Raw genomic sequence first — 24,329 nt, 5'->3', positions numbered from 1 at the left:
GTATCAAAATTAGTGATAGATTGAATAACTTCTATTTATAAATCATTGATTGTACAAATCACAAACAAACTCTGTCGCTATATAAAGTCGTTTACACAAACAGCCTAAAAACAACACCGATGCCAATCTCCCCCGTGATCACGCCCGAAAAATAAACAATTGATGAGTCAGGCATTTCATGGATAAAACAAAGATATATGACACCCAAAAATATCTCATTTTAATTTTCAAGGGCTTATTTTCAGGTTTGCTCATACCAAATACAGTTTTCAGGTACAGATCAGACCATTTAAATCTTTAAATCGTTTATTATCTGAGTGCTAGCATAATCCTTTTGGATGAGGTGAACGCGATACCGCGTCCCTTCCCTGAAAACATAATGGTTACACCCTGATATTTTCATTTTGTATCCACATTTGACTTGTATGCTAATGCCAACGTTATTTTTATTAACCGCAATATCAGAGTCAACCTTACAAGGAAGTGAATATGGATACATGCCTTAAGCAGTTTTTAGACGTATGGCAGCCTTATCAAAAAGAGTTGTTTAGTTATGTCGATTGCGATTTAGATAAACTTCTCGACAATCATTGCACGTCACTGGGCACAAATCAGTTAGTCGAAGTCAAAAAGCGTAAAGAACTTATTTTTGAGTTATGCAAACAAGTGCAGTGTACATTATTGGATATTGGTGAAAATAATTTAGTGATTACACCTATGTATCATTGGAATGAATTACTGGTTCGCCATCCTAAAATTAACCAAATTGGTTTTTTAACCCCTTTTAGTTTTTTAAGTCATTGGTTGTCGTTACATCATTTAACCCAATTGATCAAAGAAGAGGGGTTTCGCGAGGCATTGCTGCTGGTTGATCGTTATATTGCTTTGCTGGAATACAAATTTGAACAAAACGTCCCACGGAAGGTCCACACCTTAGCCAAAATATAAAATCACTGTTTGTAATATTGTACGAAAAACAAAAAACAAAGTTACTTACACCTGACTTGAGCCTGAAACTCACTGGTTCACAATGATGAAACCAGCGGCCTTAAATAGTGCCAAGATTAGGTTAGAAAATATGTGACAGTCATAAATATCTCATTGATTTTAAATAGTTTGCAATAAAAAACAATACGTAAATCACTGTCGAATCAAGTAAGGACTTGAGCAACCTCTATTTGGGAGTATTGACTTTTACACAAAGTAAACCCCTGTCGCGACATAAAGTCGCTGCTACAGCTCGCACATATCAGCATTTCATGGATGAATGCAAGGTAAAGCTTAGCCATGGATGTCCTATCTTCACCGCTTGCGTTCATATCAATTGATTATTTGCAAAGCGGTTTTTAAGCTAAACACTATGGTTAATTTGAAAAAGAGGGAAATGTTTAAGTAGCTGTCGAGCTAAAGCGCGATTTACGGTTGGCAAGGAATGCTTTTAAATAACCCTCAGGCTAAAGCCCAGCCCTTAATTCACACCCAACCCCAGTCACACCCTAAAGTTTCACACAACATAACAGCTCTAACCTGCAGGCATGTTTACGCCCACAAAAAAGCAGCACTGGGGCGGTGCTGCTTGGCATTGTTGTATAGGAAAATGTGCCGCGCGCTTTGCGCGGCGGGGTTTAACTGTACTCAGTCAGGTTATTTGATATCCACTTGCAGTGCGACATTGCTGCCTGTGGTATCGGCCGTAATGTAGTACCAACCTACAGTTGGATTACTGACAGTAATACGTTGCACGGTTGTGCCTGCTATGGTGGATTTATACTGATACTGCGTGGCGCTCGCCCACGAGGTATCTGAGTATAACTTCACTTCGCCTGCGCCATGTGCAGTTTGAATGGTGACTTCACTTTCGCTTCCCGTGAAGTAAATATAATAACTATTGTGGCCTTGGCCTGTACAAATGGCTTTGCCTGACTCAACTCCACCGTAAGTAAATGGGCTTAGTGTTGCACACGCATTGCCAATGGCTGCATCAACAGGCGGAAAAGTACCACCGCCGTTATCACCGCCATCAGCTTGGCCTTCTGTGACTGTTAGGCTCACACCTTGATACTGACCACTGGTTTCAAGGCTGATATAGCGCCAACCGCGATTTGCCGTCACTGACAAAGTTTGCGCTGTGCCACTGTTACCAGATTGCGCTTGAGCATTACTTTGTGTCGCCCACGTATCAGCGTTGAAGTAAATACCTACATCCCCTTCACCACCTGCTGTTGCAATCACTAAGTCAGTATTGTCATTTTCAACCCAGACATAAAACGACCCACGTCCACCAGCAACGCATTCAGTATTGGCTAGGGTTAAACGCCCAGAGCTAATTGTTGCTTCGCCACAATGGCTGACGGTACCGCCGCCGTTATCAGGATCATTTGGATACGGATCGCTGTTGTCACCTTGGCCATCGCCGTCGGTATCCATCCATTCGCTGGCATCATTTGGAAAAGCATCGCTGTTATCGCCATAACCATCGCCATCGCTGTCTTTACTTTCAGTGGCGTCATGTGGGAAAGCATCGCCATTATCGCCGACACCATCACCATCACTGTCTTTGCTTTCGTTTGGATCAAATGGGAACGCATCCTCAGAATCAATCACCCCATCACCGTCGCTATCCACTGGCGAAGTGCCACCAACAATTTCATTGGTGATGTCATAAGTGTTGATGCTGTTTTCTTCGCTCATAACTGCAACCGCTAAACATTGGCCTGTTTCGGTAGTGATGGCGGCACGGCGATTACCAAACCATTTCCAGCTAGTCGCACTGTCATAGGTTTCGCCTGTGTTTAAGGTTTTAAAACCAAAGCTTGCACTGAGTTCGCCCGTTTCGTTATCAACACGGTAAATTCGCACCGGTGTATTACTGCTATTGGTAAAAGCAAAATCGGCTTCAAATGGGCCCGTTAAGTGTTTTTGCATCAAGTCACAGCTGCCTAAGGTATTGGCGGCTGGAATGATTTCGGCAGGCTCAGCGGTCGCAACCATACTTTGATCGATTGTAAACGCGGCAGTTTCGTTATTAAGCACTCCAACACTTAAGCAATTCAAACGCGCATCAGTCACCATAATACGACGATCGCCATACCAAACATCTGAGCTGTAAGTTTCACCTTGTGCTAACGTGCCGTAGCCAAAATCAAACCCTGTTGCCGCACTGGCGTACATTGGTTTGCCAGTTAAATTATCGATACGGAACAAACGCACTGGGGTATTTGTGGTGTTGGTAATGCTAAACCCATGTGATTTATCTTTAATAACATGGGGTTGTACCAATGCGCAACTGCCCATTTGATCTTGTGCTGGTATCACTTCTGGCACAACGTCTTTCACTAGTGGCTGATCGATTGTGAAAGTATTATTTTGTGCGCCCATCACCGCCATGCCAACGCAGTTCAAGTTGCCATCGGTCAGCATTAACCGATCGGCTTCGCTCCAATTTGTACCCGTGTAACTGTCACCTTGGTTGAGGGTTTTGTAATTCTTAGCAAAGTTTGCTTTACCAGTATTATTGTTGACCCAAAACAGCGAGATTGGTGTGTTGGTGGTATTACTAATGGTAAAGTTGGTTTTCGCTGCATCAACTTTACGCACGTATTGCTGGGCTAAATTGCAGCTACCGATAGTATCAGCTGCTGGCAACGTTGCAGCTTGTGGCGCTATTGCTTCAGAGTTGGCTAATACAAAGGCTTCAAAGCCAGCTTGGGTGCGCGCTTCGACCGCTTTAAGCTTACTGACATACTCGGCTTTATTACCTGCGCGCATTGCTGCGGTGAGTAAATGAACATCATCATTATGCTCCTCGGCAAGGTAACGCATTGCAAAATAACTCCACGGATACAACTCATCATAGCCATACGCCATAAACAACAAGTTATATAAAGGTGGGATCACTTGGCCTTTTAACGATTCGAGGGTACGGGAATGATCACTGCCATTGGCCATGTATTCAGCCATCCCTTCAGACCACGAGACGTTGTAATCAAAATAACCAAAAGACCCCGCTTTGATATAACGCCCATCTAAGTAATGCACGTATTCATGGCGCAGGTTATAAATTTGGTCTTCGTATTGGCACGAGCCTCCGACCCAATCATCAGGGCACTGCATGGCAATAAAACGCGCTTGATTGCCTTCGTTTTCAGGCGTGCCTTCTAAATACATGCCGCCGTTATCGGTATCGATACCGTAAAATTCAGGGGCATATTTTTTGTACTCATCAGGGCTGGCAAACGCAATGACTTCTAAGTGGGCATTTTGATCCCCAGTGACTGGGTTGCCTGCCGTATTGAAAAAAGCATGAAATTCAGATTCTTGTGTCGCCATGTCGGCGCACGACTGCGAAAGTGTTGCTTGGCTAATCGAGCTTTGTGCGCGAATAGTAATAAACTCATTACATTGGTGGCTCACCGTCAGAATATCGCTTTCTTTTGGTGGCACAACACAATAGCCAAACAGTGCATCACCCTCGGCGCATTCTCGGCCTGCTGATTCTAAGTAGTTTTTAGTGGTTATGGTTTCAATCGTTTCAAGGCTGAGCGAGTTTTGCAACGTGGTTTGTGCTTCACGCACTGTACTATCAAAGCGGGCCTTAGCTTCATCGGTGGCAATACTGGCAATTTTACCCAGTGCAATAAAGCTATGTGGCACAATCCATTTGCGATCCGCTTCGGTTGTCCAGCGTAAATCAACGGCGGTTTCGCCTAAATGAGCAAACGAGCGCAGTACTGAGAGCACATCAAGCATGCGATTATTAAATGCTGCTTTAGTTGCGGCATCACCATAATAGGCTGCAGAGCCCAAAGCACTTAACAGCGCCATGGTGGCATCGCCGGCATTATTGGCTGCAAATGGGTTCGCTTGTAAAGAGTGATATTGTAACGCAGCAAGTGCATGTGGCAGTAAGTCTTGATAATGCTGCGCGCCTGCACCACGTTCAAAATTATTCAGCGCTTTGGCAAACCCTTCTTGAATGACGCCGCCTTTGTCGGTTAAAAAGTCACTCATTTTGGCTACGGCCACAAAGGCGTTACTCAATGCTTGCGCTTCATCTGCGGTCATTGCTGGCGCATAAAATTTGTATGAGCCTAAAAAATACAACAATTGGTTTAAATCAGGATCGCTAATGTTATCGGCGCTCGCTAAATAATGAACGGCCTGAGTCACATCGGTGAGCGGATCATTTTCAGCACTGGCGAGGCCTTCGAAGTCGGCATATACCGCTGTTAAAATTGTTGGAATGATCGCCCCGTATTGGCTTTTTGAGTTAATGACTGGGCTGGTGACCGAGACATTAATGTTAGTATCAAAGACGATGTAATCCCCCATCGGCGGTGGCACATCACCACCACTAACGGTCACTAATAGGGATGTTTGCGCAATGTTGCCATTAATTGCAAAGTGACGTTTGCCCGCACGAGACACAAAACTGATGGTTTCATCATTGGTGCCGGCATTGGCGCTGCGAATTTGTTCGTTGCCACTCCAATCATCTCCATCGTACAGAATGAGCGTGGCATCAGAGCCATTGAATGTGCCACCACTTGTTGTGATGGTCACATCGCTATTGTCGTAAGGGACGGTGACATATAAATAATGGCCGTAGTCAGTAATACACTGTGTTTGATTAGCTGGCACTTCACCTTGACGAGGCAATGTTTTGTCACCGCACAACGCAACAGCGTAAGCTGAGCTCATGTTAAGCGAAACAAATATCGCACTGGCGAGGAATGATTTTCTGGTTGTTAGTTTCATAGTCATCCACTTTATTGGAATGTTACTAGGGTTTAATTCACACTGCGAAACCGAGAATGAATGTCCTTTACTGCTTCTAAAAAAGGGATTAACAAAGCAGGCCCAATCGAATCCATTACGTCACTCAAACTAATTTACATTTAATTATCATTTGAGATACAAACGTTATACATTAAAATGTATACAATATCCAATAGGTTTTGATATTTAACTGGTTCTCTGTTTTAGTGGTTTCCTAATGTATTGATTTTATTTATATAAAAGCTTCTCACCCTTACCTTCGAAAATTGGCTGGGATAACAAAGCAAATTGATCCAACAATCGCAGGCCTCTGGCACGTTTATCCCCACGGTTAAGGTTAAGAAGCTACTGAACAGGGTATTTATCCAGGGCTTTGGGTTTAAACTCTGCTGCAAGCTGTGGTTTGCTGGCCACCACTTTGGGTGTTTCAACGGCAGTTCCAGATAAAAAGGCCAAAACATGTGGTACTTAATTGTGTGACAGGCAAATCAAGTCAGTGAAAAAAGATCAAAAAAAGCCAAGCTGCATTGCAACTTGGCCAACATAACACAGGGAAAAGGTGTTAATCAGGTTGGGCATTCAGGGGGTTTTGACAATAAATGCCTCAGCAGAGAATTCTGCATGATCACTTTCTTTTGGTGCAATAAACACCACTTGTAACTTACCACTGTCCGGCTCTAAGGTTTTGCTGAGCAGTGGATTAGGGCTATTTACAGGGTAATTGGCTTTAACGACAACTAACTGTGTTTTATCGATAGATACAGTGAAAAAACCAGCGCCATCCCCATAACTGAGATCTTCTTCTATTAATACCCCATTGAGATACACATCAACATCAGCCATCATCGGAAAATAAGTATGTAATACGTTAAAACGGTACTTTTCGTCGCTGATATCCTCTTGATAGAGGTAAATCGCGCCCATTTCAGCTTTTTGTTCACCGAGACTATCCGGATCACCGTAGGTGAAGATCAAATAAGATTCAGTATCAGTAAAAGCAAAACTTGTTGGTGCCACTACAGGCTCAGCTAAATACGTTTGGCTATCAAATGTAAACACATTACCTTGGGCTGCCTGATTGGTGAATGTAAACCCATCACTCGCATGTCCGTACAGTAAAGCATTGCCATCTTTGGTCAGCGCAACCTTAGCGCTGCGGTTATCATCATGCCAGCGCACGGTGAGTTCATCGTTGGCTAAATTGACCGCTCGCACGTTCGCCTGATAAGTCTGTTCTTCGCAGCCTGTGAGTAATGTCAGCACAGTCATAAATACTAACGCTTGAGTTTTCATTCAATTGCATCATTTGAAAAGGATAGAAATAAGTGTACCTCTCCCCTTGGTGCCAAGTTGCAAGGATTTGTAACTAAGATATGCAAAAGTGTAATTAAGCCAAAATCTGGACAAGATAGGATGCATGAATGTTTAAATCTAAACATTGCCTTCACATTGCTCAATGTGAACATAGGTCGTTTCAGATAATTTACTGGCAGCATCCTGTGAAGAGTGCAGAGCTTAGCCTAAAAACGTTTCTTTAAACCAGCTCCATACGCCAAACGAAAAGTTAGGGAATATATCAATGCCTAAAGCTGATTTAATGATGTACAACACAAAGATACCGAACAAAGCACTAAATATAATAAATCCGGAAACAAACAACGCTTGTACCATTAGTGCAAATTGTTTTTCTTGGCGCGAAAGTTCTCGGCGGTTACGCCCTGCAACAAACACATAATAATAACGATATTTAAAAAACTTGAAGGTGCTGCGAAGATCAACTTTATGATTCCCCCAACTACGGGCACCGAGTGCAACGCGCAAATGAGCCAACTGTGACTCAGTGAAACTGTCTTGTACGTCTTTGGGCATGCGTTCAAGTAAATTTTGGATAGCACTATCGCTGCGAATATCCGCGCGGGCTTGCTGATTGTCGAGATCCAGCTGGTGTTGGTCAAACTTGGTCATCCTGTACCTTGTATTTTCAAATTATCTGAGGGGATTTAGCGGGCAGCATTGTAACAAAATTGACCTGACTAGATATGAATTTTACATGGCAATGAGCTGCTTGGCTCTAACAGGCATCGTGGTGCAGATAAAAGGGCTTAACAGCCAAACTGAGCACGTAGTTGACTCGGGGTCATGCCAGTCCAGCGTTTAAATGTGCGTCTAAAGTTCGTTAAATCAGAAAACTGCAAGGCATCGGCTACTTTTTCATTTGAATAGCCTTGTTCAAGCATGGCAAAAATCGCCCTTTGCTGGCGCACTTGATCTTTTAATTCACTAAATTGAGTGCGATGAAGTTTCAGTTTACGTTTTAAGGTGGCAGGGCTCATTTGCAGTTGTTGCGCTGCTTGTTCTAAATTGAGCTGCATATTGCTTTGTAAGTGCTGCACCATCACCTGCTCCAGACCCACAGGAGTGTTGCGACGTTGTTGCTGTTGTAACTGGCAAAGAGCGAACCGTTTACGCGTCACACTTGAGTGAACAAACTTTTCTTTTAGCAGCTTTTTTGGCATTGAAATCATAAAGAAGGGGAAATCAAACTCACATGTCACTGCAATATGTGTCTGGTATTGCTCGAAATAACAGGGTTTAGGATACGGAAATTTAATGGTGATGGCTGGCAGATAACCTAAGTGCAGCCTCATATTGGTAAGCAGTGCAGAGGCTAAATATTCATACCAAAAAATCTGCCCAGCAAGGCTCGGTTTTGCAATCGCAAAGTTAAACAGACAATGACTCAGCTCGTTTTGTTGCCTGTGGTGCATAAACAACATTGGGCACAGTTGAAACTGGTAGCGAGCGCTGATATTCAATTGCTCTGCGAAATCTTGGCTATGACTAAGCGCCTGATCCAGCGGATGTGCAACAGCTTGATGGGCATGACGACCGCACAAAAAACTGATGTCATCCCCTTTCGCCAGTTTTTGGGTGTTATCTATCAGCCGCGACAACTGTGCAAAACTGATCAACACATCATGTTGAAGTAAATCTTGATAAAACAGCTGCGTGCCTTTGAGTAACTTATCAACATGGACACCCCGAGAGGTCGCAATATCAATCAGCTGCACAGCAAATTGTTGACCACTGAGGGACTTATGATGCTCTTCTAACAGACGCATTATGCCGCAACACTAACCGATTGTTTTTGTTGTTCAATCTGCTGACATAGCTGGGTGATCAATTGCTCACTACTTTGACCGATAGACCACGTAACTGCGGCACCATATGCTTGTACAGATACATCTCGTGGCAAAGAGCGCGTGCAGTGTTCAATACTGTGTATGATGTGTCGCAACATCACATTGGCTGCTGGTTGTTGGGTATTAGGTAGCAGCACAATAAAACGATCACTGGCAAAGCGGCACGTTAAATCCTGTTGGCGGGCATTAAACTCAATGCATTGCGCCACTTCTCGGAGCACCTGATCAGAGGCCACTAAACCGATGCGCTGATGGAGGCGATCGAACTTTTTCAAATCAAGCATCAAGACACTAAAAGGCTGGTGACTGTATTCACTCAGTGCAACTTCTCGGCTAAGTTGCTGCTTCATGTACACACCACTGTGTAAACCGGTGACAAAATCACTGAGACTATGATCGCGATAGAATCGCTCTCTTTGTTGTAATTGCTCATTCACATTTACTTGTTCTAAATGCCACTGATACAAAGCCACACTCATGATCACCATGCCCAATGTTGCGGGGATAGATTCAAATGTGGTGATCCAAGCATTACTCGGATACAGCCAAAATTCATCTAACAAATCCAGTAACATAGATAAATGCATCGCCAATAAACCAAAAAACAATAACGTTGTCACGCGCCCTTTTAAACGGCTGAACAAGGTCGCCACCAACCAAAGGAGTGTCACCACTGTCATGCCCCCTTCGCCTAACACATCAATCCAATCAAAATGATCAACCGGTTTGGCTTGCCCCAAAAAGGCACTGAGCGCGAGAGTAGCGCTAATGCTGCACGCTAAAATGACAAAAAAAGGGCGATGTAACATCGCAAAGCGACGATTCATAAAAAATCCTAAATAAAGGCAAGTGACACCTATCATAAAGTGCGTTCACTGTGTGCAAAGGGTCACAATAGCTCAACTAAGTGACAGTTTTTTTAACCACACCACTGGGCATTAACTGTTTAACCCACTGCCATCACACATCCAGCATCGCTAAAAATAGCTCACCCCCTGCGCCATAGTACATCGCGTTACCTGCGATTATCAGGCTTATATTGACCACCCTCCCCTCAAAAGCCGCAAATTTGAGAGGGGGTCAAAACAGCTCAACACAGCCTTTTTTAGAAACAAAATCGCCGTAAATCCCCTTTAAAAAGAGCTCATTAGTATCACTGACATATTTTATTCATTTTTAGTCGGTAGCGTGTGCCCACCGTCAGCACAGCGTATTGCTGTGTTTTAAAATTACTTGGTAGAGAACAACAATGAAGGTTTTGATCCCCGCAAATCCACGAAAAAAAACGCCAATCGCAATCGCGGTGGCCAGCTTATTCATGACCCCGACCTTAATGGCCAATACATTAACGGGCACAGTCAGTGACGCGCAGCAAAAGGCACATTTTGAAGGTGCAAAAATAGAACTAGTCGAACTTCGCAAAACAACGGTGAGTCAACGTGATGGCTCGTTTCGGTTTAATCAGCTACCTGCTGGCACCTATACCTTACAAGTGACCTATTTAGGTGCTGCGCCAATTGAGCAGATTGTTGAGATTGTCGATGATCACATCACTGAGCAACGGATCCAATTGGTCAGTAAAACCAAGACCATAGATGACATCTTAGTTTTAGGGCAACGTGCTGGGCAAATGGGCGCACTCAACCGACAAAAAAATGCCGCCACTATCAAGACTATCGTCAGTAGCGACAGTATTGGCCAATTACCCGATCAAAATGCCGCTGAAGCATTACAACATTTACCAGGGATTTTTATTGCCCGCGACCAAGGTGAAGGCCGTTTTGTTGGTATTCGAGGTATCGACCCGAACTTAAACAACGTCAGTATTAATGGTGTGAATGTCCCCTCTCCTGAGGCCGGAGTGCGCAGTGTTGCGATGGACGTCATCCCCAGTGAGTTAATCCAAAGTTTAGAAGTCAGCAAAACGGTCACCCCAGATATGGATGCCAGTGCTGTGGGCGGCTCAATTGATGTCAAAAGCCTTTCAGCCTTTGACCGCCAAGGGCAAAGCTTCAGCTTAACGGCCCAAGGCGCGTACAATCAACTTGTCTCAGCCTCAAGCCCAAAATTATCAGGCAGCTTTAGTGATGTCTACGAACTCAATAATCATTACACCTTAGGTTTGGCGACTGCTGTTTCATGGTTTAAACGTGATTTTGGTTCGCTAAACATCGAAACAGACGGTGGATGGGGCGATTTTGAAGCCCAAGACAGCCAATCAGGTGACGATATTGACTATTTTGGCGCCGAAGAAATTGAGCAACGCCATTATTTGATTACCCGAGAGCGCCTCGGTGCTGCGTTAAATTTAGACTTGCACGCCAATAATCACGATAAGTTCTACCTGCGTACTCTGTGGAGCGATTTTTCTGATGATGAGATGCGCTTACGCAACGAATATAAATTTGCAAAAGGGCAGATCCACACAGACACACTCACCGCTACATCAGCGCAGTTTAGTGATGCCAACATGGATCGAGACACTAAAGATCGTCACGAAGTGCAGCAAATTTTGTCTGTGGTCGCCGGTGCACAGCAGCAATTCAGTGATTGGTTTTTAGAATACAATCTCGGCTATTCTAAATCGAACGAAAAAGAACTCGGTCGCTTAGACGTCAGTTTTGCAGCCAAAGGACTGGAGCTCGGTTACCAAGCAGGTCAAGTGCCACAGTTAACTCAATCGGCTGCGGCGCACGATCTCACTCACTTTGAATTAGACGAAATAGCCACCGCCAATAACATCGCCCAAGATGAATCATTGAGCGCGCAGTTTGATTTAAGCAAAGACTTTGTTTGGTACGGTTACAATAGCCAGTTTAAATTTGGCGCTAAATACGCTAGCCGAGAAAAAACCAATGCGGTGAAGGCGCAAATTTTTGATGGCGGGTTTGACGACGTCATGGCATCACGTTTTGCCACCGCCGCGCCAGATTATACATTAGGTCAATTTGGCCCAGGGCTTGATCGTGCGGGTTTGCAGCAGTTTTTTCGCACCAATCAAGCAAGCTTTGCAATCAATCAAAATGAATCTGACATTGAAAGCCAAGGACAAAGTTTTCAGTCCGATGAAGATATCTTGGCCGCTTATGCCATGTTTAATTTTGATTTTGACCAGCTCGATGTGATTGCTGGCGTTCGTTTTGAAGGCACTGACTTTACCACCCAAGGCCATAAAGTCGAATTGATAGTGGATGACACCACAGACTCGGAGCAAGTAAGCATCACTCCTTGGCAACAAAGTAAAGAGTATGATCATTGGTTGCCGAGCATTAATGTCCGCTATCAGTACTCTGAAAAGCTAATTAGTCGCTTTGCTGCTACACAAACCATTGCCAGACCAAGCTTTTCTGATTCTGCAGCCTTTCAACTGATCGAAAGTGAAACCACCCTTGATGACGACCAAATCAGCACTGAGCGTAAAGCCGAAGTCGGTAACCCAAATTTAGATCCGTATAAATCAAACAATTTAGATTTAGCACTTGAATATTATCCTACCCGAGTGGGCGTGCTCTCTGCTGGGATCTTTTATAAAGACATTGATAACTTTATTAGTCAGCAAGAAGTTCAAGACCACGGCCAGTGGGATGGGTTTAAGCAAGTGATCCAAGCGGTCAATGGCGGGGCTGCATCGTTAACGGGTATTGAACTGGCGTGGAATAAACAGTTTGATTCTGGGTGGTTGTTTGCCTCTAACGCCACCTTTATTGAGGCGGATGATGCCTTACCGAATCAATCTGATACCGTGGCCAATTTGATGCTTGGATATGAAAATTCGCAGATCAGTGCACGCCTCAGCGCAACGTATCAAAGCGAAAGCTTTCAATTTGAAGAAAATGACCGCCGTGTGATGCAAGCCAGTCATACTCAAGTTGATTTTAGCGCCAAATATTACCTCAACGAACAAACGCATGTTTATTTCAATGGTATTAACCTCTCTGACGAGCCCTTTTATTTGTATCACGAAGCCGGCAGTTATAACTATCAATACGAACGTTATGGCCGCTCGTTTGAGTTAGGTTTTACTTTTAATTCTCTTTAATTTGTAGGGCCTAGCAACGTTAAGTTGCTAGGCAATAGTATGAATCACACGTATTTAACCGTCTCTTTGTGCGCTGCTACGCTGGCGTTAGTGGCATGCAGTGGCAAAAGTCCCCAGACGCCTCGCGAGCACTCGGCCAATTTGGGGTTTTTAGCCTTTGGTGATGGGGGTTATCATGTCGACTACCCTAAAAAGAAGCATATTGATCATCCTCTATCGCGGGACGCGTTTATTGAAAAAGAAAAACAAGATTGGCTCGAGGATCATCGCCCTATTGCCGAATTTGATCACGCCCCTTTGTACGTCTACCCCGGCACAGACATTACAACTGAGCAAGGTGGAGCCCAAGCTGTGGGGCTCGCGATGACACAATTATGTCGCCAAAAAAGCTGTGATTTTGCCATTCAACTTGGCGATAACATTTACCCCGATGGAGCCGATGCCAACGATGGTAAAGATGATACCCAACGCATGAATGATCTGATCTTAGCGCCACTACAACCGTTATTTGACGAGCACCCTGAGTTAACTGTGTATTCCGCGCTTGGCAATCATGACTGGAAATCATCTCGTACCGGGGTCGCAAAGCAAATCAGTTGGATGCAGCAACAGCCTAATTTTCATCTCGAAGACCGCGGTTATTACCGCTATCACCAAGGTGAGCCGGGCAACGATGTTGAGTTTTTTGTGTTGGATACAAATTTACTGTTATCGGGTCAGCATTTTTATGAGTTACCTTTATTGCCTGATGGCAGTGAGCAAAACTTAGTCGATGCGCTGGCCAATGATTCAGCGCAATTAGAGCAACATAAAAGACATGAAGTCCCGCATCATGGTGAAGATCTCCAACAGCTCAACTGGCTCAAAGAGGGGCTTAAAACCTCGACCGCCAAATGGAAAATCGTCTATGGCCATCATGTTTTATGGTCCATTGGTGGTACCAAATACGCCGAAGCCCACGTGCTCAAAAAGCTTCTTTTACCTAGTTTATGCCAGTACGCAGATGCCTATATTGCTGGCCATGAGCATGATTTAGAACTTTTAACCGATGACTGCTCAGTGGCCACACCGCAGATAACACGCCCTAAATTGCCACTCATTATCAGCGGCGCGGCCGCCAAAATGCGCGGTAAACACACTCCTTTTGCAGAGCAACAAGCCAAGCGTTACCCTCAATATGAACTGCTCTGGTCAAAAAGCTTCACATGGGGATTTGCCCATATTGAAATTGATAATCAAGCGGATGAATTAGTGGTTCATTTTTACTCGACCCCCAGAGATGGCTCGGGTGCGTTGGTTAATGAACCTAGTTTTCGATTTTCACACCGCTCATTATAATGACGCTCGCGCCCTGCTGTTCAGGAGTAAAAAAGGGCGCGGCTAATTACTTAGCAAATAAAAACACCCGCCACAAAAGAAAATGGTTCTCATTTAGATTAAAGTAAGGTATTGTCTACGCAATTGAGAATCATTATCAAATGGAGTGGTTATGCAATCCCAGTTATCAACACAACTGCAAGCACATCAGCAACGTTTACTTGATTGGCAGCAATTAATGCAAACAGCCAATAGAGCCTTTATTGAACAGCACTACGAGCAAGCATTGGCGACCTATCAAAGTGCAGAATTGGCCAGCGCCAATCAAATGAGCATGCTACTGAGCCAACCATTAGATGAATCGAGCATTGATACCTTTGCCCATTGCGCGGCGGCTTGGGTTGTCACCATGCATAACATTGCCGATTGCCTCAATGCCCAAAAAAACACCGAACACAGTATCCAGCAACTTTATCACGCGTATGAAGCGATGATGCGCCTCACACTGCACCGCAATACTGATATTGCTGAAATTGCAAGGCGTCAGAGTCGTCGCTGTTATCAGCAATGGCTCTTGCACGGCGGTAATCAAGCAAAAGCGTCTTCATTCCCTGCGCCTAACATGCACACCGTTTTACATTAAAAAGGACGATTATGGCTTACCAACTCCCCACATTAACGTATCAGTACGATGCTCTCGAACCCCATATTGACGCCCGCACCATGGAAATTCACCATACGCTGCATCACAACACCTATGTGAATAATATCAATGCGGCGTTGGCTGGCACTGAGTATGAAACGCAAAAAATCGAGACCATTTTACTTAACTTTGCCTCAGTACCCGATCAACTAAAACCTGTGGTCCGCGATCACGGTGGTGGTCATGCCAATCACAGTTTATTTTGGCAAATTATGTCACCTCAAGGGGGTGGGATCCCGATGGATGACATTGCGATCGCCATCGATAAAGAATTAGGTGGGTTTAGCAGCTTTAAAGAAGCATTTACAGCTGCAGCGCTTAAACGTTTTGGCAGTGGCTGGGCATGGTTATCGGTCACACCACAAAAAACCTTAGTGGTTGAAAGTTCACTCAACCAAGACAGTCCGCTTATGCATGGCAATACACCTATTTTAGCCTTGGATGTGTGGGAACATGCTTACTATTTACAATACCAAAACCGCCGACCTGAATATATTAATGCCTTTTATAACGTGATTGATTGGCAAGAAGTCAATCGTCGTTATCAAGATGCGATTGCCGCATAAGCAATCAACCCGAACTGTTTGGTTTACCCTTGAACCAGAAGCAAACAGGCAGTACTTTGACTGCCTGTTTTTTTTATTGATGGTATTGAAATGTTACGCGTGATAACTCACATGTTGGTAAAAACGCACGGTGACATTTTGTTGCGTGGCTGGGATTTCAAGTTTATCGGCCAGTCCGCGCAGCGCCCCCTCGACGCTATTCATAAACTTGCCATAGCCGATATCATTTTTATCTTCATCCCCTGCGGCAATAATAAAATAAATGGTCTGGACTAGTTTATCTTCATGCCAATAACCAAAATACTGGCTGTCATGGTTGGCTGGGTCAAAACTAATTTTTTGCAATTCACTATTTTGATCATTGCGGTCAACCTGACTGTTTCTGACCAATGGAATATGGTCATTGGCCACCATCGCAATGCGGCTAAGGTTTTTTGCACCGCAAGCAGTTAAAAATGAATCTTCGATATAACGGTATAATTTTGCGTACCCGGTATCTGACTCTTTTAAAAATCTTGTTTTAATATTGCGGGTGAGTGGGATCCCAACAGTGACATACGTCATTTCGCTATGAGTACTGGGTAAGTCACATGCTCTGGCTTGATAACGTGGCGCTAAACTACGTAGTTTGTAGCCGTAGCTTTCTTTGTTACCTTTTGCATTGGCAAATAAATCATAAGTTAAATGCTGATGATCGCGAATTTTGATCACCGTTGGACAATGCGCGAGATAGGCTTTAAACAAGCCGATCACTTTCGTGACCCTGCGATGAAAATCAGCGGCATGTGCGCGAAGTTCATCACCCGTTGCTAAAAATACAATGCGAATTTTGCGCGCTTGATGCCCAGGCTCTGATAAACAAGTATGTGACTCATGATGTTTCGGGTTATAAAAAAACAACACCTGCTTTTTAGTTTGTAAACAGTAAGACTCTTCATTAAAACGGACAATCGGCAGTTTATCGTTAGCTAAGACATGGACATTGTGGAGTGAGTTTTCTTCACACAAGGTAAACAATGTGTCAGAAATTTTTTGATATGCCTCTGTTGGGCTTGAAAAATGGCTATGAAACAGTTCATCAAGGCGAAACTCAGCCAAAATGTATTGATTAGAACGCGCGTTGCTTGGGATATAAACACGATGCTGACTTTGAGAGGCCATTTACTTATTCCTTTAAAAATTCAATAGAGGATTAACCTGAATGCTGTGGCATTGCAGACTAAGAATGGCGCCAGTGTAAAAGACAATCACGACGTTTTTATTGCGCTAGAACAAACTTATTCGTAAATAATGAACAAAAAAGGTGAGACGTCATGCGTCCATGTCGCCTCACCTTATCATCTGTAATTCAGTAAAACCGTCTTTTGAACAGTGCTTAGAAACGATACGCAATGCCTGATGAAAGCGTAAAGGTCTCTAAATCTCCCATGCCGGTGTATTCATAACTGGCTTGTAGCGCAACACCCGAATCCCACTGATATTGCCAGCCTACTTGTGAGATTAAACCAACACCGTCTTGTGACACGACTTTCGTGCCAGATTTAGCAATCTCGTAATCATAAAAGTGTCCACCTATGCGCAAAAACACACTGTTGCGCTCAGTGAGCGGATACTGACCTCGCACAGAAAGCGCATAGTTTTGATAATCCAACTGATTGGCATCTAAATTAAACAACAAGTCATTGCTTTGATTGCATTCGTAGCGGTGATCATTGATCCGATCGCATTCCCAATCATCCGCTTCCATGCCTGTTTTTATCCCAGCTTCGAGTGCCAGTTCAGGCATCCATTGATATCGATAAAAACCATAGACAGCCACTACACCGTCACCATCATTTTTTGATCCGTTAAACTCTGCAGCCCCCACTGAAATCGAGCCGCCTAAACTGTGTGGGGTTTTGTTATCCATTTTGGCATGTGCGCTTGTGCCAAGCAGCAAAATAGCCACACCAATCAACGCTCTTTTAAACATCTTCATCATCCCTAGTTATGTAAAAAGTAATGTAATGCAGGCAGTGTAAGTAAGGTTGAGGATTTAAACTGTCAGTAATCTGTAGGTAATTGTTAGAGAGTGTAAAAAGGATGTCAGCGTTGAAAAAACGCTTTTTATAAAAGTGCCGCCTACACTTAATTACAAGAATAATCGCACGAGTAAGCATGAAATCTCATCAGCAAAAACAACTTGTTATTATTAGTCTCAGTGCAGCACTTTGCCTCTTAAGTTCACTGAGCATGTATTTTAATTGGTTTAATGCCCTCGATAACGCGCTGTTTGATTGGCAAAGTTCAGTGATCCAAGCAGATTTAAAAAGCGATGATAATATTGTGGTCATTGCGATTGATGACATGAGTTTAAACGCCATGACCCCCATTGCTGGGCGCTGGGTTTGGCCACGAAGTGTTCATGCTGAACTGATAGAAGGGCTGCAACCCTACTCGGTTCAAGCCATAGCGTTTGATATTTTATTTATTGAACCTGATATTTACCGCCCGGACGACGATCAATACTTTTATGAGGTATTACAACAAAGCCCACATGTATTTCTGCCCATTTTAGCCCTTGAAAATCATAGCCCTTTGGATAAACCTTTACACGAGCTTGCTAGCAACTTGCCTCTTTTTTCAGCGTTGCCATCGACCGACTCCAGCAATCATACTTTGCTTTGGCCTAGTCATTTCAACGTTAATAAACAGCGCTTAGGCGCAATCAACTTATTGAAAGATAAGGATGGGGTCGCGCGTCATTACGCACTATTTCATCAGCTGGATCATTGGCAAGTTACCTCGTTGCCAGCGGCCATCTTGACCTATCTGAATATTGACTTACCACCAGAAAAAACCCTCCGACTTCAATGGCGAGGCGCTGCTGATACTCCTTATAAAACGTTTCATTACAGTACGGTATACCAAGCAATCTCTGCTCAAGATGAAGCTTTTTTACAACAATTTAGTGGTAAAACGATTCTCATTGGCACCACTTCGGCAGGTTTGTACGACGCCCGTCATGTCGCCGTCAATGATAACTTACCGGGTATTTATATTTTAGCGACAGTGCTCGACAATATCAGCCATCAACATTATTACCAGCCAATATCTGTGTATTGGATTGCCGCGTTATGTATCGGCGTTATCTTCATGATAGCGCTCATTTACGCTTATCATACCGCCTATTCGCAACAAATAGTCCACGCCTGTTTATTGGTTTTTCTGATTTTAACGATAGGCTTTTATGCTTCACTGTGGTTACTCAAACTCAGTGTTTATGTGGCTTTTGGCACTGTGATGGCCAATACAGTATTGACCTTGATCCTATTTTGTATGGTGTTTGGTTATATGGAATACCTTAGCCGTTCAAAAGCACAGCAATTGTTTGGTCGTTTTTTAGATCCTAATGTGGTGAAACAACTATTAGATGAGGGTAAATTTAATGTGGAACAACTCAATCAAAAAAAACAGGTCAGTATTTTGTTTTCAGATATTCGTAACTTTACGACGTTATCGGAAATGCATGATGCCAACACCATATTAAACTTACTCAATCAGTATTTTAAATCTCAAGTTGATGTCATTTTTGATCAGCACGGGACTCTGGATAAATTTATAGGTGACTGTGTGATGGCCTTTTGGGGCGCGCCGATTGACGACCCTCTTCATGCAATCCATGCCGTTCGAACCGCCTTAGCCATGGAGCGAAATTTATTGGCATTTCGAGCATCACAACCCGCTGCGTTTCAACAACTTGAGATTGGCATTGGCATTCATTGTGGTGATGCTATTGTTGGTTTTATCGGCACTGAGCAGCGCGTTGACTATACTGTGCTTGGTGACAACGTCAATTTGGCAAGTCGCATTGAAGGGCTCACCAAAGAGCATAATCGGATTTTAGTATCTGAGCCGATCATGCTGCTAGCCCAAAGCGAGTTTACATTTGAATATCAAGGTGAATTCAGCGTCAAAGGCCGCCATGAGACAGTCAAACTCTACACACCAATTAGGAGTTTACCATGACAATATCCCCTGTGATGGCTGCCTGTTTGTATCTGTGCAGCTTGTCCCTTTTCGCCCAGCAACAACAAGCTGACACGGTCAAAGAAACACCCGTTCATCAAACAGCCCAAATCAGCAGCGCCGTTATTGAACGTTTACCTGCAGACACCGCCATTGCCATCATGCAGCGCCACCGAGCTTGGTATCAAATTTCACAGCAAAACACGCTCAGCGGTTGGGTCAAAATGCTTAACGTGCGATTTGCTACCAGCCCAAAACGAGCAGGTGAAGTCGGAATTGGGCAATTATTGCAATCAGTCTCTGGCGGGCGTTCGACAGAATCGACTGGGATCCGAGGCTTTGATGCCGAATCACTAAGCAATTCAGTGCCTAACCCAGCTGCAGTGTTACTCCTTGATGGGTTTGTGACCACTCCCACACAGCAGCAAGCCTTTATAAAACAAGGTCAATTAAATGGAGCAACACCATGAAACACTTGATCCCCCTTGCACTGATAGTGACAAGCTTGCTACTGAGCGGCTGTAATACTACCGGACTTAAAATTGGCAGCCTAGATGTCGGGGCGTTAGTGGATAGCGGCACGGCACTTTGGGATGCTAACCAGATTGATGAACCTCAAGAAATTCAGTTGGGTCAAAATATGTCTGCCGCGTTACTTGGCACGCGCCCTTTGTCTGATAACCGCGAACTGAATATTTACGTCAACCAAGTGGGCCTCTTGCTCGCTAGTCATTCTGAGCGCCCTCACTTACCTTGGCGGTTTGGCGTGATCAATTCAAGTGCGATTAATGCATTTGCGGCACCTGGCGGCTATGTATTTATTACAACCGCGATGTTGACTGAACTCAATGATGAAGCTGAGCTGGCGGCGGTATTAGCCCATGAAATCATTCATGTCACGGCGATGCATCACCTAAAACACTTACAAGATCACGCACTGCGAAATGCATTAACTGAAACGGTCTTTGTTTCGGCGCACGCTTATCAAAGTAATACTGGCGCCTCGGCCTCAAAGCAGCAGTATCGACAATGGGCAAAAACAATTACCGACTCAGCCCATGAACTTTATACCCAAGGACTAAGCCGCGAAGATGAGTTTTTTGCTGATCAACAAGCACTGAATTTAGTTGTCAAAGCAGGGTACGATCCGTTTGCTATGCTGGCGAATTTACAGCGCCTTGCCGCAATCGCCCCTGATGACTCAGCCTTAGCGTTACTGTACCAAACTCACCCTACCGCCGATGAACGCTTACAGCAACTCTTTGAAAAAATGGGGAGTTTCGAATCAATCTCAGGTCAAAGCCTAGCATCACGTTTTGAACGTACTGTCCATGCGCAACAATAACCAAGTCCACTGCAATGATGCAAAAAGGCTTAAGGCCTCTTTGCATCATTAAGCAATTGTTTTTGCTGTGCGGATAAGTGTGCTTTTAGGTATGGGGCATCTTTGAGCAAAGCTTTTAATCGCTCTGCCGCTTGTATTGGCTTATTTTGTGCCAATAACGCATCGACTTCAACAAGAGACTGAGCATCGTCAGAAGAAAGACTCAATACATCAACAGCAGGGCTTTGTGCGCCTTGACGCGCTTGAACATTCGATGCGGGGCGCAGCGCTTGTTCTTTTATGAGCATCAATGGTTCGTCGATGCTGCGTGAAGGGGCATCCAATTGCAGGGTTTCTAACGTTATATTCGCCGCTTCGGTTTGCTCAGCATCAGACTGTGGTGGTTGCGCTGAGCGTTTACTCGCTTGCGGCAACTCTTTAGAAACATCATTGTTAACCACTTGAGGAACTTGATGAAATACTTGAGCATTTTGCCAATATAACAGCGCCACACAAATCATTGAAGCGACAGCGGAAACAGGGGCAAACCAAGACCGAGACAGTAAGCGAAAAGGTTTATCGGCATGTTGTTCAGTGGTGGCACTGTTAAGCTCAGTGGCTGCTTGCTGTAAAATAGCCTGATCAAGCTCTGGCGAAGGTGTTTGTGTTGCACCTTGTTGATATAAAGCCGTAATGGTGTCATCCGTTAATTTATTGCTCATGATCCGCTCCTAGTTTATTGACCAAACAACGCTTCAATTTACTCATCGCGTAGCGAATGCGACTTTTAATATTTTCAGGCAATTCGCCAATAACTTGCGCTATTTCACTGACACTTAGCTGCGCTTCATGGCGTAATAAAAAAGCCTCTTTTTGCTCTAATGGCAATAACGCTAAACACCCTTTGAGGAGCTCGACTTGTTGAGCGGTTTCCACTCGTTTGCTTATCGAGGGGTCAAAAGCAACCAATTCAATCACGTTGCTCGTTGGTATTTCGGGTTCAGTTTGCACCAAATGTTGGGTACGTACTTGTTTACGGCGCATGGCATCAATCAGGACATGGCGGGCTAACTGATACAGCCAAGTAGTAAACTTGGCTGATGCTTGATAGGTGCTGCGAGCTTTGATGATTTTATTCCATAACTCTTGAAAGAGCTCTTCAGCCAAATGATGATCGTCGCATTGACGCGCAAAAAAACGAAACAAGCTATTTTTGTGGCGTCGATAAAGCTGCTCAAACGCTGCCATGTCACCTTTAGCATATTGCAACATCAGTGTTTCGTCTGATTGCGAGGACGTCATTGTATATATGTTTCCTGTCATATGATTATTGCAAAGTCGCTGCATTTTGCACTAATTGAATAAACTCACTGCGATAGCCAAAAGGATCTGCCCCTTTATTAGCTTGAGCCAATTCGATACACGCTTGATACTGCCATTGACCTGTATATTTTGCACCTTTTAATAACTGAGCAAACCCAGCGACAGCTGCAGCAAATTGAAAATCTTGACTCGCACTTTCAAGCGTATCCATTCGACTCGATGCACTAATGGCTTGCTGCACCATGAGACTCTGATCGGTATCGGGCTGCTTATAACGTAATTTGACAAACGCGAGCTCTGTCTCATCGTGCTCTGTTGTTTTGGGTTCAGTTGCTTTAGGCGCGCTTGCTTGATAACGTAAATCATCAATCTGTTTAGCTGTTGAATTGGCAAGTGTAATTTCATACAACGCCGTTACTGTATGACCTGCGCCTAACTCCGCGGCATCGACTTGATCATTATTAAAGTCTTCTGTTGCCAATAGTCGGTTTTGGTAGCCAATTAAGCGGTACTCTGCCACCCACTTAGGGTTAAATTCAACTTGGATTTTCACATCTTTAGCGATGATTTGCATACTGCTGCTGAGTTCATCCACCAGCACTTTTCGGGCTTCTTGAATGGTATCGATATACGCATGCTGACCATTGCCAATATTCGCTAATTGTTCCATCAATCCATCATTATAATTGCCTTGACCAAAACCCAAAGTGGTTAATGCAATGCCAGTTTTTCGCTTAGCTGCAACGAGCTGTTTTAATTTATCAATCGATTGCATACCAACATTAAAGTCACCGTCAGTGGCCAATATCACGCGGTTAATGCCCCCTTGAATAAACTGTTTTTGAGCAATTTGATAGGCTAATTCAATCCCTTGCCCACCATTGGTTGAGCCTCCTGCGCTGAGTTTATCCAGTGCATTAATAATCGCGTGGTGATCATTCCCCGCTGTTGCATCAAGCACCATGCCAGCAGCCCCGGCATAAACAACGATTGCCACCGAATCATCACTACCGAGTTGCTTGGTCAGCATTGTTAAGCTTTTTTTTAGTAGCGGCAGTTTATCAGGCGCGTTCATTGACCCTGATACATCCAGTAAAAAAACCAAATTCGCCGCTTTGAGCTGCGCTTTATCTACCTCAAATCCCTTAATGCCAATTTTCAGCAACTGACGGTGATGATCCCAAGGTGCAGGCGCTATTTCACTGTGGACATTAAATGGTACAGCGGTTGATGTAGGTGCGCGATATTGATAATCAAAGTAATTTATAAACGCCTCTTCACGGACGGCATCGCTTGGCGGGAGTTGGCCCATCTTTAACATGCGTCGACTATTGCTGTAGCTACCTGTATCCACATCGATAGAAAAAGTAGACACCGGCGCTGTGCTTACTTGTTGCACCGGGTTTGATGATGACGGTAAGTAATTTTCTTGATCTGTAGGGTGCGTCAAAATCGGTGGCATTATTAGCTTAGGAAGTATGGGCCCAGGATGAATGGGGATCGGCATAGGAGGATGAAGCGCACCGACCCGTTTACGTGTTTGCAAGGTATTTGGAGCAGGTGCGACCAAGGTTGGGGCCAATAGCTGCCCATCGAGAGCATGGCGATACTCTAAACGTTGAATAGCAAGGTCGGCTGATTGTTCTGTTTGCTCTTGAACGTGAGTCGGATCAGTTGCAGGCTTTGCTACTTGGGTTTTGTTTTCGCTGGATTCAGTCTCTACTTGCGTGGGCTCAATACTGCGATTACATCCTGATACCAAAGTCAATAACAAGGCCATGGCAATACGTGTGGGGCTGAGCGGCGTTTTTTTAATAAAAAATGTGTGATTGTTTATCATTTCATAAACTCAATTTAATCAAAGGTTATAGTTATAAACGCAGCACCTACTTGAATGGGGTTAATTATTAATAATCCTTCTTCACATCGTGCATTTATAGACTTATTACACACTATTACCAATTACTTGTTTTCCTTCTTTTCTACACTAACCTTGAAGTATAAGAATAAAAGGTACAAACGAATCATTATTCTAGTTCGATGTCTCACACATTAATTTTGCTAGGAA

The 24,329-nt window shown here is 44.1% G+C and carries 18 protein-coding genes; 8 read left to right on the top strand and 10 right to left on the bottom strand.

Annotated features, from left to right (window positions below; genetic code table 11):
• Positions 1–489: 489 nt before the first annotated feature.
• A complete protein-coding gene (locus PULV_RS18850; RefSeq protein ID WP_086743245.1) occupies positions 490–948 on the top strand; it encodes a hypothetical protein in 459 nt (152 codons plus the stop codon).
• 696 nt (positions 949–1,644) lie between these two features.
• Here the strand turns inward: PULV_RS18850 and PULV_RS18845 are convergent.
• The 5 genes from PULV_RS18845 to PULV_RS18825 form a co-directional block, all read right to left on the bottom strand.
• Positions 1,645–5,757, bottom strand: a complete 4,113-nt coding sequence (locus PULV_RS18845; protein ID WP_227009459.1) for a collagenase — start codon at positions 5,755–5,757, stop codon at positions 1,645–1,647.
• A 600-nt stretch (positions 5,758–6,357) separates the two neighbouring features.
• A complete protein-coding gene (locus PULV_RS18840) occupies positions 6,358–7,071 on the bottom strand; it encodes a DUF4397 domain-containing protein (RefSeq protein ID WP_086743247.1) in 714 nt (237 codons plus the stop codon).
• Positions 7,072–7,293: 222 nt separating this feature from the next.
• A complete protein-coding gene (locus tag PULV_RS18835) occupies positions 7,294–7,743 on the bottom strand; it encodes a 3-phosphoshikimate 1-carboxyvinyltransferase (RefSeq protein ID WP_193332748.1) in 450 nt (149 codons plus the stop codon).
• 137 nt (positions 7,744–7,880) lie between these two features.
• On the bottom strand, positions 7,881–8,900 hold the full coding sequence (locus tag PULV_RS18830; protein ID WP_193332747.1) for a helix-turn-helix transcriptional regulator: 1,020 nt from the start codon (positions 8,898–8,900) through the stop codon (positions 7,881–7,883).
• Positions 8,900–9,808: a GGDEF domain-containing protein gene (locus PULV_RS18825; RefSeq protein ID WP_193332746.1), complete on the bottom strand. Its 909-nt coding sequence runs from the start codon at positions 9,806–9,808 to the stop codon at positions 8,900–8,902. The genes PULV_RS18830 and PULV_RS18825 overlap by 1 nt, the downstream gene beginning before the upstream one ends.
• A gap of 422 nt (positions 9,809–10,230) precedes the next feature.
• Here PULV_RS18825 and PULV_RS18820 point away from each other — a divergent pair, with 422 nt between their 5' ends.
• From PULV_RS18820 to PULV_RS18805, 4 genes are all read left to right on the top strand, one after another.
• The gene (locus tag PULV_RS18820; RefSeq protein WP_193332745.1) at positions 10,231–13,020 is read left to right on the top strand and encodes a TonB-dependent receptor; all 2,790 of its coding nucleotides are present in this window, start codon (positions 10,231–10,233) and stop codon (positions 13,018–13,020) included.
• Positions 13,021–13,059: 39 nt separating this feature from the next.
• A complete protein-coding gene (locus PULV_RS18815) occupies positions 13,060–14,358 on the top strand; it encodes a metallophosphoesterase family protein (RefSeq protein ID WP_193332744.1) in 1,299 nt (432 codons plus the stop codon).
• A gap of 151 nt (positions 14,359–14,509) precedes the next feature.
• The gene (locus PULV_RS18810) at positions 14,510–14,980 is read left to right on the top strand and encodes a hypothetical protein (protein WP_086743252.1); all 471 of its coding nucleotides are present in this window, start codon (positions 14,510–14,512) and stop codon (positions 14,978–14,980) included.
• Positions 14,981–14,991: 11 nt separating this feature from the next.
• A complete protein-coding gene (locus tag PULV_RS18805) occupies positions 14,992–15,606 on the top strand; it encodes a superoxide dismutase (protein ID WP_086743253.1) in 615 nt (204 codons plus the stop codon).
• Positions 15,607–15,699: 93 nt separating this feature from the next.
• Here PULV_RS18805 and PULV_RS18800 read toward each other — a convergent pair whose 3' ends face one another.
• Positions 15,700–16,767: a DUF3083 family protein gene (locus PULV_RS18800; RefSeq protein WP_193332743.1), complete on the bottom strand. Its 1,068-nt coding sequence runs from the start codon at positions 16,765–16,767 to the stop codon at positions 15,700–15,702.
• A gap of 214 nt (positions 16,768–16,981) precedes the next feature.
• Positions 16,982–17,578 (bottom strand): outer membrane beta-barrel protein, encoded by a 597-nt coding sequence (locus tag PULV_RS18795; protein WP_193332742.1) that lies wholly within the window; start codon positions 17,576–17,578, stop codon positions 16,982–16,984.
• A 185-nt stretch (positions 17,579–17,763) separates the two neighbouring features.
• On the opposite strand from PULV_RS18795, the gene PULV_RS18790 reads away from it, so the two are divergent.
• The 3 genes from PULV_RS18790 to PULV_RS18780 are packed head-to-tail and all read left to right on the top strand — an operon-like array spanning position 17,764 to position 20,959.
• Entirely contained in the window at positions 17,764–19,614 is a 1,851-nt protein-coding gene (locus tag PULV_RS18790; protein WP_193332741.1) for an adenylate/guanylate cyclase domain-containing protein, read from the top strand.
• Positions 19,611–20,084: an SH3 domain-containing protein gene (locus PULV_RS18785; protein WP_193332740.1), complete on the top strand. Its 474-nt coding sequence runs from the start codon at positions 19,611–19,613 to the stop codon at positions 20,082–20,084. The genes PULV_RS18790 and PULV_RS18785 overlap by 4 nt, the downstream gene beginning before the upstream one ends.
• On the top strand, positions 20,081–20,959 hold the full coding sequence (locus PULV_RS18780) for a M48 family metalloprotease (protein ID WP_193332739.1): 879 nt from the start codon (positions 20,081–20,083) through the stop codon (positions 20,957–20,959). Before PULV_RS18785 ends, PULV_RS18780 begins: the two co-directional genes overlap by 4 nt.
• Before the next feature lie 29 nt (positions 20,960–20,988).
• Here the strand turns inward: PULV_RS18780 and PULV_RS18775 are convergent, their stop codons facing one another.
• Genes PULV_RS18775 through PULV_RS18765 form a run of 3 tightly spaced genes read right to left on the bottom strand, consistent with a single transcriptional unit; the run spans position 20,989 to position 24,101 of the window.
• Positions 20,989–21,660: a hypothetical protein gene (locus PULV_RS18775; RefSeq protein ID WP_193332738.1), complete on the bottom strand. Its 672-nt coding sequence runs from the start codon at positions 21,658–21,660 to the stop codon at positions 20,989–20,991.
• On the bottom strand, positions 21,650–22,240 hold the full coding sequence (locus tag PULV_RS18770) for a sigma-70 family RNA polymerase sigma factor (protein ID WP_193332737.1): 591 nt from the start codon (positions 22,238–22,240) through the stop codon (positions 21,650–21,652). The genes PULV_RS18775 and PULV_RS18770 overlap by 11 nt, the downstream gene beginning before the upstream one ends.
• Before the next feature lie 25 nt (positions 22,241–22,265).
• Positions 22,266–24,101, bottom strand: coding sequence for a vWA domain-containing protein (locus PULV_RS18765; RefSeq protein WP_193332736.1), 1,836 nt, complete (start codon positions 24,099–24,101; stop codon positions 22,266–22,268).
• Positions 24,102–24,329 lie beyond the last annotated feature (228 nt).

Source organism: Pseudoalteromonas ulvae UL12, assembly GCF_014925405.1.
Classification (GTDB): Bacteria; Pseudomonadota; Gammaproteobacteria; order Enterobacterales; family Alteromonadaceae; genus Pseudoalteromonas; species Pseudoalteromonas ulvae.
This window is presented reverse-complemented; position numbering and strand designations above follow the sequence as displayed.

Excerpts from the sequence above, each read along its gene's own strand:
- PULV_RS18835 (WP_193332748.1), bottom strand. The coding sequence starts at position 7,743 with ATGACCAAGTTTGACCAACACCAGCTGGATCTCGACAATCAGCAAGCC.
- PULV_RS18780 (WP_193332739.1), top strand. The coding sequence starts at position 20,081 with ATGAAACACTTGATCCCCCTTGCACTGATAGTGACAAGCTTGCTACTG.
- PULV_RS18840 (WP_086743247.1), bottom strand. The coding sequence starts at position 7,071 with ATGAAAACTCAAGCGTTAGTATTTATGACTGTGCTGACATTACTCACA.
- PULV_RS18790 (WP_193332741.1), top strand. The coding sequence starts at position 17,764 with ATGAAATCTCATCAGCAAAAACAACTTGTTATTATTAGTCTCAGTGCA.
- PULV_RS18775 (WP_193332738.1), bottom strand. The coding sequence starts at position 21,660 with ATGAGCAATAAATTAACGGATGACACCATTACGGCTTTATATCAACAA.
- PULV_RS18800 (WP_193332743.1), bottom strand. The coding sequence starts at position 16,767 with ATGGCCTCTCAAAGTCAGCATCGTGTTTATATCCCAAGCAACGCGCGT.
- PULV_RS18805 (WP_086743253.1), top strand. The coding sequence starts at position 14,992 with ATGGCTTACCAACTCCCCACATTAACGTATCAGTACGATGCTCTCGAA.
- PULV_RS18825 (WP_193332746.1), bottom strand. The coding sequence starts at position 9,808 with ATGAATCGTCGCTTTGCGATGTTACATCGCCCTTTTTTTGTCATTTTA.
- PULV_RS18770 (WP_193332737.1), bottom strand. The coding sequence starts at position 22,240 with ATGACGTCCTCGCAATCAGACGAAACACTGATGTTGCAATATGCTAAA.
- PULV_RS18850 (WP_086743245.1), top strand. The coding sequence starts at position 490 with ATGGATACATGCCTTAAGCAGTTTTTAGACGTATGGCAGCCTTATCAA.
- PULV_RS18830 (WP_193332747.1), bottom strand. The coding sequence starts at position 8,900 with ATGCGTCTGTTAGAAGAGCATCATAAGTCCCTCAGTGGTCAACAATTT.
- PULV_RS18795 (WP_193332742.1), bottom strand. The coding sequence starts at position 17,578 with ATGTTTAAAAGAGCGTTGATTGGTGTGGCTATTTTGCTGCTTGGCACA.
- PULV_RS18765 (WP_193332736.1), bottom strand. The coding sequence starts at position 24,101 with ATGATAAACAATCACACATTTTTTATTAAAAAAACGCCGCTCAGCCCC.
- PULV_RS18845 (WP_227009459.1), bottom strand. The coding sequence starts at position 5,757 with ATGAAACTAACAACCAGAAAATCATTCCTCGCCAGTGCGATATTTGTT.
- PULV_RS18820 (WP_193332745.1), top strand. The coding sequence starts at position 10,231 with ATGAAGGTTTTGATCCCCGCAAATCCACGAAAAAAAACGCCAATCGCA.
- PULV_RS18785 (WP_193332740.1), top strand. The coding sequence starts at position 19,611 with ATGACAATATCCCCTGTGATGGCTGCCTGTTTGTATCTGTGCAGCTTG.
- PULV_RS18810 (WP_086743252.1), top strand. The coding sequence starts at position 14,510 with ATGCAATCCCAGTTATCAACACAACTGCAAGCACATCAGCAACGTTTA.
- PULV_RS18815 (WP_193332744.1), top strand. The coding sequence starts at position 13,060 with ATGAATCACACGTATTTAACCGTCTCTTTGTGCGCTGCTACGCTGGCG.